Source organism: Enterococcus sp. FDAARGOS_375 (assembly GCF_002393265.1).
Classification (GTDB): Bacteria; Bacillota; Bacilli; order Lactobacillales; family Enterococcaceae; genus Enterococcus_D; species Enterococcus_D innesii.
Map to the genome: position 1 here is coordinate 2,060,900 of NZ_CP023515.1, position 13,246 is coordinate 2,074,145.

General features: G+C 45.1%; 10 protein-coding genes and 1 other annotated feature. Of the genes, 8 read left to right on the forward strand and 2 right to left on the reverse strand.

Features of this window, described 5'->3' with window-relative positions; all coding sequences use genetic code 11:
* Positions 1–18: 18 nt before the first annotated feature.
* Positions 19–253, forward strand: a binding site (T-box leader).
* 436 nt (positions 254–689) lie between these two features.
* From CO692_RS10990 to CO692_RS11010, 5 genes are all read left to right on the forward strand, one after another.
* Positions 690–3,335: a valine--tRNA ligase gene (locus tag CO692_RS10990; protein WP_061053800.1), complete on the forward strand. Its 2,646-nt coding sequence runs from the start codon at positions 690–692 to the stop codon at positions 3,333–3,335.
* A 147-nt stretch (positions 3,336–3,482) separates the two neighbouring features.
* A complete protein-coding gene (locus tag CO692_RS10995; protein ID WP_096742266.1) occupies positions 3,483–4,796 on the forward strand; it encodes a bifunctional folylpolyglutamate synthase/dihydrofolate synthase in 1,314 nt (437 codons plus the stop codon).
* Entirely contained in the window at positions 4,789–5,463 is a 675-nt protein-coding gene (locus CO692_RS11000) for an HAD family hydrolase (RefSeq protein ID WP_096742267.1), read from the forward strand. The genes CO692_RS10995 and CO692_RS11000 overlap by 8 nt, the downstream gene beginning before the upstream one ends.
* An 82-nt stretch (positions 5,464–5,545) precedes the next feature.
* Entirely contained in the window at positions 5,546–6,238 is a 693-nt protein-coding gene (gene radC, locus CO692_RS11005) for a RadC family protein (protein ID WP_005225154.1), read from the forward strand.
* A gap of 199 nt (positions 6,239–6,437) precedes the next feature.
* Entirely contained in the window at positions 6,438–6,638 is a 201-nt protein-coding gene (locus CO692_RS11010; protein WP_005225155.1) for a cold-shock protein, read from the forward strand.
* 144 nt (positions 6,639–6,782) lie between these two features.
* Here CO692_RS11010 and rnjA read toward each other — a convergent pair whose 3' ends face one another.
* A complete protein-coding gene (rnjA, locus tag CO692_RS11015) occupies positions 6,783–8,462 on the reverse strand; it encodes a ribonuclease J1 (RefSeq protein ID WP_005225156.1) in 1,680 nt (559 codons plus the stop codon).
* Between the two features lies 1 nt (position 8,463).
* On the reverse strand, positions 8,464–8,676 hold the full coding sequence (locus CO692_RS11020; RefSeq protein WP_005225157.1) for a DNA-directed RNA polymerase subunit epsilon: 213 nt from the start codon (positions 8,674–8,676) through the stop codon (positions 8,464–8,466).
* Positions 8,677–9,077: 401 nt separating this feature from the next.
* Here CO692_RS11020 and CO692_RS11025 point away from each other — a divergent pair, with 401 nt between their 5' ends.
* From CO692_RS11025 to CO692_RS11035, 3 genes are all read left to right on the forward strand, one after another.
* Entirely contained in the window at positions 9,078–10,811 is a 1,734-nt protein-coding gene (locus tag CO692_RS11025; RefSeq protein WP_010747462.1) for an ABC transporter ATP-binding protein, read from the forward strand.
* Positions 10,808–12,565, forward strand: coding sequence for an ABC transporter ATP-binding protein (locus tag CO692_RS11030; RefSeq protein WP_096742268.1), 1,758 nt, complete (start codon positions 10,808–10,810; stop codon positions 12,563–12,565). The genes CO692_RS11025 and CO692_RS11030 overlap by 4 nt, the downstream gene beginning before the upstream one ends.
* A 62-nt stretch (positions 12,566–12,627) precedes the next feature.
* Positions 12,628–13,221 carry a gamma carbonic anhydrase family protein gene (locus CO692_RS11035; protein ID WP_005231095.1) on the forward strand — a complete coding sequence of 198 codons (594 nt, stop codon included), beginning with the start codon at positions 12,628–12,630 and terminating at the stop codon, positions 13,219–13,221.
* Positions 13,222–13,246: the final 25 nt, after the last annotated feature.

Sequence of the window (13,246 nt, forward strand, 5' to 3'; positions counted from 1 at the left end):
GAAACAAGAATCTATGATAGCAAGACAATGTTCAAGAGGAGTATCAGTGACCCTGGCGGTCAGAGAGAAGTCGGTCGGTGCAAGACTTCCCCAGACACTGAAAAGGTAGCTTGAAGGTCTTTGATCCGAACCACGGTTTGTTTCTTGCAGACAAAGCCGCACAGTAAGATCAAGCGCGTCGTGAACGTTACCTCACGTCAAAGTGGCAGAGCAATCTGCAATTTAGGTGGTACCGCGTATCAGCGCCCTAATGCCTCGGCATTAGGGCGCTTTTTGCTGTGAATCACTATGATTGGCTTGCGGAGCAAGACAGAATAGATGATGAACAGTACTAGGCGATCATAGGGAGCGTAGTAACCAAACTAGGAATCACAATGAGTGGCCCACAAAGAGGGACAGAGCAGATGATGAACAGTACTAGAAGTCATCAAAACTGGTCCACGAAGCGAGCGAGATCGTTTGCCAAAAGCCCTAAGACACAATAGCGGATCACGGAAGCGAGCCTTGACCTCTGTAAGCAACGTTTTTTTACGAACAACAAGCGAGGCGTCAACAAACAGCTGATAATCATCTCTACCACGGCACTAATCCTGAACGATTCAAACATTGTCACGCTTTACCCAGCAACAGGCACAAAAAAACCACACCAACCATTACGTCTAAAAAACGTAACTTTAGGAGGACCAACTATGACAGAAACTGAAAATCTATCCACCAAGTACAATCCCCAAGAAGTAGAAGCGGGGCGCTACCAAGATTGGTTAGAACATGACCGTTTTAAACCAAGCGGCAACAAAGAAGCAAAACCTTATTCTATCGTGATTCCACCACCAAACGTAACAGGAAAATTGCACTTAGGTCATGCCTGGGATACCACGTTACAAGACATCATCATTCGTCAAAAACGGATGCAAGGGTATGACACCTTATGGCTACCAGGTATGGACCATGCCGGGATCGCTACCCAAGCCAAAGTAGAAGAAAAGCTGCGGGAACAAGGGATTTCTCGCTATGACCTTGGTCGGGAAAAATTCGTTGAACAAGTATGGGATTGGAAAGAAGAATATGCCGGTCACATTCGGGAACAATGGGCGAAACTAGGCTTATCCCTAGACTATAGCCGTGAACGATTCACGTTAGATGATGGATTATCCGAAGCGGTCCGTAAAGTTTTCGTGACGCTATATGAAAAAGGCTTGATCTATCGTGGCGAGTACATCATCAACTGGGATCCGCAAGCCCGCACGGCATTATCTGATATTGAAGTGATCCACAAAGACATCGAAGGTGCTTTTTACCATATGTCTTACGAATTAGCAGATGGCAGCGGTGTGGTGGAGATCGCAACGACTCGTCCAGAAACGATGCTGGGGGATACAGCAGTCGCGGTTCATCCAGAAGATGAACGCTATCAAGCATTGATTGGTAAAAAAGTGATTTTGCCTTTGGTCAATAAAGAGATCCCAATCATCGCAGATGAGTACGTGGACCAAGAATTTGGAACTGGGGTCGTAAAAATCACTCCTGCCCATGACCCGAATGACTTTGAGGTCGGTAACCGCCATGACCTACCACGGGTCAATGTCATGAATGATGACGGAACAATGAACGACTTAGCAGGTACTTATGCAGGCATGGATCGTTTTGCTGCTCGTAAGCAAATCGTGAAAGACTTAGAGGCGTTAGGTCGTCTGATCAAAATCGAAAAAATGGTCCATAGTGTAGGGCACTCAGAACGGACAGGCGTAGTAGTCGAACCTCGTTTATCGACACAATGGTTCGTAAAAATGGAACCATTAGCAAAACAAGCCATCGACAACCAAGAAACCGACGATGCGGTGGACTTTTATCCGCCACGTTTCAACCAAACATTCTTACGTTGGATGGAAAATGTCCATGACTGGGTGATCTCTCGTCAGTTGTGGTGGGGCCATCAAATCCCAGCTTGGTACCACAAAGAAACGGGAGAAATGTATGTAGGACTTGAAGCGCCAGCGGATGCCGAAAATTGGCAACAAGATCCAGACGTATTGGATACCTGGTTTAGTTCTGCTTTATGGCCGTTTTCAACAATGGGGTGGCCAGATGAAAACAATGAAGATTTCCAACGCTACTTCCCAACGAATACATTAGTGACTGGCTATGACATCATTTTCTTCTGGGTAAGCCGTATGATTTTCCAAAGCTTGGAATTTACTGGCAAACGACCATTTGAAAATGTCTTGATCCACGGATTGATCCGTGATGAACAAGGTCGCAAAATGAGTAAGTCGCTTGGAAATGGGATCGATCCGATGGAAGTCATTGAACAATACGGTGCCGATGCATTGCGTTGGTTCTTATCAAATGGCTCTGCACCGGGACAAGACGTGCGTTTCAGCTATGAGAAAATGGATGCCGCTTGGAACTTCATCAATAAAATTTGGAATGCTTCCCGTTTCGTCTTGATGAATGTCAGCGAAATGACTGCCGAAGACATTGATTTTTCTGGTGAAAAATCAGTGGCGGATCGTTGGATCTTGACGCGCTTGAATGAAACGATTGAAAAAGTCACTGATCTTTTTGAACGCTTCGAATTTGGGGAAGCGGGTCGTCAATTATACAACTTTATCTGGGATGATTTCTGTGACTGGTACATTGAAATGTCGAAAGAAACCTTATACGGTGACAATGAAGCAGCGAAACAAGTCAATAAGAGCATCTTAGTCCATGTTCTTGATCAAATTTTACGCTTGTTGCACCCAATCATGCCATTTGTTACAGAAGAAATCTGGAGCAAACTGCCGCATACAGGGGAATCATTAGTTGTTGCTGAGTATCCACAAGTGGCACCAGAATGGACCGATGAAAAAGCGGCGCAAGGGATGGAAGTGTTGAAAGAATTGATTCGTTCGGTTCGAAACATCCGTGCAGAAGTAAACACACCACTTTCGAAACCAATCACTTTGCTGATCCAAGCAAATGAGCCTGAGATCGAAGAATTCTTGATCGCCAACAAAAACTATATCGAACGCTTCTGTAATCCAGAAGAACTAGAAATCTCTAACAGCTTACAAGCCCCTGAATTGGCGATGTCAGCTATCCTATCAGGTGCGACGATCTACTTGCCGTTAGCTGGGTTGATCAACATTGAAGAAGAAATCGCACGTTTGGAGAAAGAACTAGCGAAGTTCACCCAAGAAGTTCAACGGGTACAAGGCAAACTGGCGAATGAACGCTTCGTTGCCAATGCACCAGAGGAAGTCGTAGCACAAGAACGCAGCAAAGAAGCCGATTATCTTGAAAAACAAAAAGCAGTCCAAGAACGGATCGAGCAATTGCGCACGATTCAATAGGAAGCGTCGACTGTCTGCAAACAAGCATCTCTTGTAGATGCTTGTTTTTGCGTAATCAATAGAAACCGTCAAACAAATTTCTCGTTTAAAGGAAAGAAATTGGGAAAGCTGTGGGATTTTTGATAAAATAAGAGCGAGGTGAAGGAGATGACAAGCGAAGAAGCAACAGCGTGGATCCATTCGCGTTTGGCATTTGGACAAAGACCCGGATTGATGCGTGTCGAAGCATTATTAAAACGAATGGGCAATCCTGAAAAAAACATAACCATGATCCATATCGCCGGCACGAATGGCAAAGGATCAACCGTCAGCTATTTGCGCAGTCTTTTAGAAGAAGCTGGGCAGCAAGTGGGGACTTTTACTTCCCCGCACATTGAAGCGTTCAATGAACGGATCGAAATCAACGGACAATTTATATCAGATGAGGATTTGGTCGCTTGGGTGGAAAAAATCCAGCCGCTGGTTGCTGAAATCGATCGTGATGAAACCCTGACGGGCATCACTCAGTTTGAGATCATTACTGCCATGGCATTAGGCTATTTTGAAGAAAAAAACGTCGATGTTGCGATAATGGAAGTTGGCCTAGGGGGACTTTTAGATAGTACCAACGTTATTTCCCCGATGTTGACAGCGATCACGACGATCGGCATGGATCATATGGATGTCTTAGGCGATACCATTGAAAAAATCGCTGCCCATAAGGCGGGGATCATCAAGCCACAAATTCCCCTTGTGACTGGCAATATCGTCGAAAGTGCGCTTTCGGTGATCGATTTGAAAGCTGCAGAAGCACAGGCACTCGCGTATCATGCAGGGCAAGAGTACCGTGTGACCTATCGTCACCCTGATGAAGAGTGGGGCGAATTGTTTGATTTTGAAAATGAGCATGGCAAAATCAAAGGCTTGAAAACGCCGATGTTAGGCCGCCATCAACCAGAAAATGCCGGTGTTGCGATTCAATTGTATAGCCTGTATTGCGACCTGCGGCAGCTACCGTTTTCAGCCAAAGAAATTCGTAATGGGCTAAGAAAGGCCTATTGGCCCGCCCGAATGGAACGAATCAGCAGTGAACCACTGGTGATCATCGATGGCGCCCATAACGTGCATGCCATGGCTCGCTTGGTGGATACGATGAAAGAAGAGTTCAGCGACTATCGCATCCATGTGCTGTTCTCAGCCTTAGAAACCAAAAACGTCAATGAGATGCTTCAGCAATTGCTGGCAATTCCGCAAGCCGAGATTTATTTAACGACCTTTGATTTCCCAAAAGCATTGCATTTAGCAGACGGCTATCAGGAACTCGATGAAAAACGAATCTCAACCGTCTCTTTATGGCAGTTTGGCTTGGCAGAATTATTAGAAAAAATGACCAATGAAGATTTGCTGCTGGTGACAGGATCGTTGTATTTTGTTTCAGAAGTTCGTGAATTGTTGTTGGCAATAGGAGGAAGAAATGGCTAAGTTACGTGGTGTGATTTTCGATATGGACGGCTTGATTTTTGACACGGAGCTGCTCTATTACCAGGCTACTCAAATCGTGGCGGATCAAATGGGGATTCCCTATACAAAAGAGTTGTATTTAGCTTATGTGGGGGTCTCGGATGAAGAAGTCTGGGCAGCTTACCATGAGCGGTTCGACGAAGCCTTTGGCCATCAAATGATCGAAGACTTTATCCAAGCGGCTTTTCAGCAAACGCTGGAAATGTTCCAACGGGGCGAGGCTGAATTGAAGCCAGGTATCCACGAGTTATTGCATTATCTTGATGAGAAAAAGATTCCCCGAGTGTTGGCGTCTAGCAACCAGCGCAAAGTGATCGATACCTTGCTGGGAGCAGCAGGCTTAACGGCGGAATTTCCTGAGATCGTCTGCTTTGATGATGTCACACGGGCAAAACCAGATCCTGAGATTTTTGAAAAAGCCCATGCATTACTGGCGGTACCAAAAGAAGAATTGGTGATCCTTGAAGATTCGGCTAACGGTATTCATGCTGCTCATGGGGCAGGGATCTCAGTCATTATGATTCCCGATTTGATCGCGCCGACGACCATCATTGAAGAAAAAGTCTTGAAAGTCTTACCATCACTAGAGGATGTCCCAGATTTTCTAGAAACCGCCTTTTCGATCTAGCTGCGATTTTTTGCGCACCTGATTCATGAAATACTCTCTCCTTTGCGTATCTTTTATTAGACCGACGCAAAGGAGTTTTTTTATGATCAATGAAACAGTGATTCCCCAAAGCTCGTTTCCCCGAGAGCGTTTAGTAGAATATGGAGTCGATGCCCTTTCGAATCAAGAATTATTGGCCATTTTGCTGCGAACTGGCTCACGTCCTCTGAATGTCCTCGAGTTAGCGGCCAGTGTCTTGAATCGTTTTCAAGAATTGTATGAATTAAAGCAAGCGACGATCGATGAATTACAAGAAATTCGCGGCGTCGGACAAATCAAAGCCATCGAGATCAAAGCGATGGTTGAATTAGGTGTGCGAATCCAGCGCTCCGCTCAACCAAAGTACGGTAAGGTCAACTCTAGTATGGCGATCGCCCATCAGTTGATCCAAGAGTTGAAGGATTGTCGTCAAGAGCATTTACTAGGGCTTTATTTGAATACGAAAAATGAGATCATTCAGAAAAAAACGATCTTCATCGGATCGTTGAATCAGTCGATCGCTCACCCACGGGAGATTTTTCATTGGGCGGTACGTTACAGTGCCGCCCGAGTGATCGTCGTCCACAACCATCCCAGCGGCAGTCCCCAAGCCTCAGAGGCAGATCTGCTGTTTACACGCCGCTTGATCAAGTGCGGAGACTTGATGGGGATCGACATATTGGATCATTTGATCATTGGCGACAATGCCTATGTCAGTTTGCGAGAAGAGGGGCTGTGGCAACAGGAAGACGTGTGAAAATAAGCCGAGTTTGCGAACATTATTAAAAATAAAGGTGAATTGTCTAATCGTCTGTCTTGCAAAAAAATACGGGCAAGTGTAAAATATTATTGTAATTTTGTTTGCTGAATAGATGTTGAAACGCACGTTAGGCCTCTATCGCACAAAGGCAATGTTACACACAATTAAGTGCTTATGCACGAGGAGGTTTTTTTTAATGGAACAAGGTACAGTAAAATGGTTCAATGCTGAAAAAGGGTTTGGTTTTATCTCTCGCGAAGACGGTACAGACGTATTTGTACACTTTTCAGCGATCCAAGGTGAAGGATTCAAAACTTTAGAAGAAGGTCAAGCAGTAACTTTCGACGTGGAAGATTCTGATCGTGGACCTCAAGCAGTTAACGTAAACAAAGCGTAAGCTTTCAAACAAACTGCCAGTAAGAGCACTTTGAAATCAAAAACCCCAAAAGACCATCCATTCGATGGTCTTTTTTTTTGCTTTTTATAACGGAAAGGAAAAAGGGTAGTTCTCAGTAACCTGAGACTACCCTCGCATGTGAGACTATAAATCGTCCGGCGTCATGATCATCGAAAGGATCATTGGATGACGCTCGGTTTTTTCAAATAGGAATGGCTGTAACGCCGAAGACATCGCTTCTCTTAATTTGTGTTCTGTTGGGTCTGGTTGGTTCAAGACTTCCCGCAATGCACGGAAGAGGATCTGCTGTGCTTCGTTGATCATCTCGCCAGATTCCCGCATATAAACAAACCCACGAGAAAGGATATCTGGTCCAGCAAGGACTTCTTTCTTCGCCACATCGACTGTCGCGACAGCTAAGACGAGGCCTTCTTCTGAAAGAATGCGACGATCTCGTAAGACGACATTTCCGATATCACCGATACCGCTGCCGTCAACATAAACATCATTGGCATTGAAATGACCAGCCAAGCGAGCGGTATCCGCTGTTAAGGCCAACATGTCACCATTTTCCATAATGAAACAATTTTCTTTTGGTACACCGACATCTTGTGCCAACTGGGTGTGGATGTTCAGCATCCGAAATTCCCCATGGACAGGCATAAAGAATTTTGGCTTCATTAGACGCAACATCAGTTTTTGTTCTTCTTGGCCACCGTGACCAGAAGTATGGATGTTGTTCAATTTGCCATGGATCACGTTTGCGCCAGCTTCCAACAATAAGTTGATCAGCTGATTGACACTCGTGGTATTTCCTGGGATCGGTGAGCTTGAGAAAATCACGGTATCATCTGGGTGAATTTGGATTTGACGGTGAGTCCCGTTGGCAATCCGACTCAAAGCAGCCATTGGCTCTCCTTGAGAACCCGTACAAAGGATCATGGTTTCGTTTGCAGGCAAACGGTTGATCTCATGAGATTCCACAAAGGTTCCATCTGGCACCTTGATATAGCCAAGGCGCTGTCCGTTGACGATTGCATTTTCCATACTGCGTCCAAAAACGGCGATTTTACGTCCAGTCGCAACCGCCGCATCTGCAGCTTGTTGGAGACGGAAAATGTTGGAGGCAAAGCTGGCAAAAATGATCCGACCATCGATTTTTTCAAAAATCTTTTGGATCGAGCTGCCGATCGTTTTTTCTGATTTGGTAAAGGTCGGAATTTCTGCATTGGTACTATCGGAAAGGAGGCAAAGGACGCCTTCTTCACCAATTTTTGCCATTTTGTGCAAGTTTGCTGGTTCGCCCACAGGCGTAAAGTCAAACTTGAAATCGCCAGTTGCGACGATATTGCCAGAAGGCGTTTTGACAACGACACCTAAAGCATCAGGGATACTGTGAGTCGTTCGAAAGAAGCTGATGGATGTTTTACGGAAACGAATCACCGTATCTTCATTGATTTCGTGTAATTCCGCATCCCGCAGTAAGCCATGCTCATCTAATTTGTTGGTAATCAAAGCAAGTGCCAAGGGTCCCGCATAGATCGGGATATTGGCTTCCCGCAACAAGTAAGGGATTCCGCCAATATGGTCTTCGTGACCATGAGTGACGATCAAGCCTTTGACTTTCGGTAAATTTTGAACGATGTAGCTATAATCGGAAATGACATAGTCGATCCCAAGCAGTTCATCTTCGGGGAATTTGATTCCCGCGTCAATTAAGATGATCTCATCTTGGAATTGAACCCCATAACAGTTTTTTCCGATTTCGCCAAGTCCACCGACGCCGAATACGCCAGTCTCATTATTTTTCAGCGAAACTTTCATCTTAAAACTCCGCTAATTTGAAATCAGCGTTTTCTTTTTCGTAAGCTAAATGTTTTTCATCTAGTTCTTGAACGAACTCGATGTTGTATGGGGTATTTTGTTCAACCAGACGGCGTGCGATCACTGCATCGTCTGCTTCAATGTACAAAGAGTGGGTTTGTTCTCTCTTTGGGTTGCGGTCTTTTGTTTCTTGGTAATAAATTTTGTAAATCATATCTTTTCTCCTTTATCTGCTTTTCGCAGTAGTCTATTTGGTTGATGAATTCGCTGCATCACAAAATCGAGGTCCGAATAAAGTGACCTGAAAAGAAGGCTTCGAGAGCCGCTGCATGCTTTTTTCAGACAATCGTTGTGAGAAAAAAGAGAAAGCCTCGTCTTTGCTTTCCAAATGTCGTCATAAAAAATTCACCGGGTTTGTAAGTCGTTCCACTACAAGTATCCCTAGTTTATCACAGAAAAACGAATAAGTATAGAAACACGTCATTTTGAAAAGGCTTACTGAAAGAAAATGAAAGGACTATCGCTGAAGTTTGCTTTTTTTCGTTGAAAGTGCATTACAATAAGAATATTCCTATGCTATAGTAGAAGTAATGAAGTAAAAAAGGAGGGGATTTTTTGAAATTAATGTGGCACTACACGATGAGAAACAAGAAACTGCTGGTTTTTAATTTCATCTGTGTTTTTGGTTTTATTTTGATTGAATTAGGTTTGCCGACGTTATTGGCAAGAATGATCGACAAAGGGATCGCCGCTGGTGATCGCGACTACATATGGAAAATGGGTGCGGCGATGATCGCGATCACCATTGTGGGGATCACGATGAACATTTTGTTAGGCTATTTCACGTCACGTATCACCACTAACATTGTGGCAGATATTCGTGACGATCTTTTTGAAAAAGTCCAAGGCTATTCACATACCGAATATGAAAAAATCGGGGTTTCATCATTGATCACCCGTGTGACCAATGATGCGTATCAAATCATGCTGTTTATGCAAAGCATCTTACGGACAGGTTTAATGACACCCATGATGTTTGTGGTCAGCTTGTACATGGTCATGCGGACAAGTACACAACTAGGGTTGTATGTTTTGGGGGCATTGCCGATATTGCTGATGGCCGTCATCGCCATTGCCAAAATCTCGGAACCCTTATCCACTAAACAACAAGCCAATCTAGATAAAATCAATGGCATCTTGCGGGAAAATCTCTCTGGTTTACGAGTGATCCGTGCCTTCGTCAATGAAAAATTTGAAGAAAAACGCTTTGGCAAAGTCAACCAAGCCTATGCTTCTAGTTCTCGCAGCTTGTTTCGCTTGATGGCAACGGCACAACCAGGCTTTTTCTTCTTATTCAATATCGTGATGATTTTGATTATTTGGACGGGAAGTATTCAAATCGATCAAGGGCAACTGCAGGTCGGTGACTTGATTGCATTTATCGAATACATCTTCCATGCGCTGTTTTCTTTCATGCTGTTTGCGACTGTCTTTACGATGTATCCACGAGCGGCGGTTTCTGCTCGTCGAATCCAAGAAGCGTTAGATGCGACTTCTGAAATCAAAGAGCCAGAACAGCCAGTGACAGAAACTAAGACGAAAGGCTTCTTGGAATTCAAAAATGTTACCTTTGCTTATCCGGGACATGCGCAAAGTCCAGTGATCCGTAATGTTAGCTTTACCGCTTCACCAGGGGAAACCGTGGCGTTTATCGGTAGTACTGGAAGTGGAAAATCAACCTTGATCCAATTGATCCCACGTTTTTACGACGTCAGTGAAGGCCAAGTCTTGGTGGATGGTGTTGACGTTCGGGATTACAGCTTAACGACGTTGCGCAACAAGATCGGGTTTATCCCTCAAAAAGCGTTGCTATTTACAGGGACGATCGCAGAAAACCTACGCTATGGGAAAGAAGATGCCACGCAAGCAGAGCTGGAACGAGCAGCCGAGATTGCGCAAGCGGCAGATTTCATTTCTCGCACACCAGATGGCTTTGATGCTCACTTGGCAGAAGGCGGAACCAACTTCTCTGGCGGACAAAAACAACGCCTAGCGATTGCCCGTGCGGTGATCCGCCAACCAGAGATCTATATTTTTGATGATAGTTTTTCTGCATTGGATTACCAAACGGATGCAAAATTGCGGGCACGCTTGAAAAAAGAAACCACAGAATCGACCGTTTTGATCGTTGCTCAACGAGTAGGAACGATCATGAATGCCGATAAGATCGTCGTCTTGAACGAAGGCGATGTGGTTGGCATCGGCACCCACAAAGAACTGCTGCAAACTTGTCCAGTATACTACGACATTGCGGCGTCACAATTATCAGAGGAGGAGTTGGCACAATGAAAGTAATCTCTTCTTTAAAACGGTTAGGTGCTTACATCAAACCGTACAAAGTACAATTTATCCTAGTCTTGCTGTTTACTGTTGCAACCGTCGGCTTCAATGCGGCAATGCCGTATGTTTCTGGATTGCCAACGACAGAGATCAGCCGCAACATCGCCGCTGGCGAAGGCGTTAATTTTGATTACGTGATCCTTTGCTTGATCTGGATCGCAGTCGTTGGTGTCGGTTACTGTTTCTCACAATTGATGTCAGGGCTGCTGATCACCAACGTTGTCCAATCTGCGATGCGAGATCTGCGGCAAGACATTGAAGAAAAAATCAATCGTTTGCCCGTTTCTTACTTCGACCGCAACCAACAAGGGAATATCTTGTCACGGGTGACCAATGACGTGGATGCCGTCAGCGGTGCAATGCAGCAAGCCTTGATCGGGATCGTCAATGCCTTCTTAGGAATCGTTATGGCGGTTTCCATGATGTTTTACATCAATACCTACATGGCGTTGGTTTCATTGATCATGATCCCAGCCTCCTTATTGATTTCTCGCACGATCGTCAAAAAGTCGCAAAAAGACTTCCAAGGCATGCAAAATGCGTTAGGGGATCTGAACGGCTACGTACAAGAAAACATGACTGGATTCAGTGTGTTGAAAGTGTATGGACGGGAAAAGCAAACACTTGAAGGGTTTAAAAACGTTAACCACCAGTTGCGCTATTACGGCTTTCGTTCTGCCTTTGTGTCAGGCTTGATGATGCCGCTGGTGCAAATGACCGCTTACTTTACCTATATCGCAATGGCAGTCATGGGGAGCTTTTATGTGATCAGCGGCGTGATCGTTGTTGGTCAGCTGCAAGCGTTCATTCAATACATTTGGCAAGTCAGTCAGCCAATGGGGAACATTACCCAGCTGTCTTCCGTCTTGCAAAGTGCCTCAGCAGCAGCAAAACGGGTCTTTGAAATCCTAGATGAGGAAGAAGAGCCAGTCAATCAAACGGATATCCAATTGCCAGAACAAATCAGAGGCGACGTGACCTTTGAACATGTCGGCTTTGCCTATGATCCGAAAAAACCGTTGATCAAAGACTTGAACTTTGAAGTCAAAGCTGGACAAACCGTGGCGATCGTGGGACCAACAGGTGCTGGGAAAACCACTTTGATCAATTTGTTGATGCGTTTTTATGATGTCAATGAAGGGGCTATCAAGATCGACGGCATCGACACGAAGAAGATGGAACGACACGATGTTCGGTCACTGTTTGGGATGGTTTTACAAGATGCATGGTTGTACGAAGGCACGATCGGCGACAACATTCGCTTTGGGAAATTAGATGCCACCGATTATGAAGTCGTTGATGCAGCGAAAACCGCCAATGTCGATCACTTCATTCGCACGATGCCAGACGGCTACGAAATGATCATCAACTCTGAAGGGGACAATGTCTCCTTGGGGCAAAAACAATTGTTGACCATCGCTCGGGCAGTCATCTCTGATCCGAAGATCTTGATTCTCGATGAAGCCACCAGTTCGGTGGATACCCGCTTAGAAGCGCTGATTCAAAAAGCAATGGATAAAGTGATGGAAGGTCGTACCAGCTTTGTGATCGCCCATCGTTTGTCAACGATTCGTGAAGCAGATCTGATCTTAGTGATGGATCAAGGGTCGATCATTGAAAAAGGCAATCACGAGACCTTGTTGGCAGCTAGCGGCTTTTATAGCCAACTGTACCAAAGTCAATTTTCAGAAGAAGCCGAGTAAGCCCAAAAGAGCGTCCAGTCAGACTGGCGCTCTTTTTGCATTGTCGCAAGGGTGGTGCTATAGTGAAAAAAGAAAGCGCAGATCCGTTTATGGATTGGAAGGAGAAGTTGATGGACAAAGAACAATCAGGGAATGAAACCCACAAAACAGTTTCGCCAGCCTCGTTGCAAGGAACACCTTGTTTTGTGGCAAAAAATGCGACGATCGTAGGAAACGTGACTCTAGGAAAAGAGAGTACGGTCTGGTTTCAAGCAGTGATTCGAGGCGATGCCAATCGCATCGAAATCGGCGCGCGTACCAATATTCAAGATGGAACGATCATTCATGTTGATCACGATGCCCCGACGATCGTGGAAGACGATGTGACTGTTGGGCATCAGTGTATGCTTCATGGCTGTACCATCAAAAAAGGGGCGCTGATCGGCATGAGCTCGATTGTTTTGAATCATGCAGTGATCGGTGAAAATAGTTTGTTAGGTGCTGGTTCGTTAGTAACGGAAGGAACCGTCATTCCGCCCAATGTGTTGGCGTTTGGTCGTCCTGCACGAGTGATCCGCCCGTTGACAGAGGAAGAAATCGCCAAAAATCAGGCAAACATCACGCATTACGTGGAAAATGGGTATGCTTACCAACAGGGCGAATATGGTGAAGTCTGACGCCGAACCAAAAGACGCAAAAAGG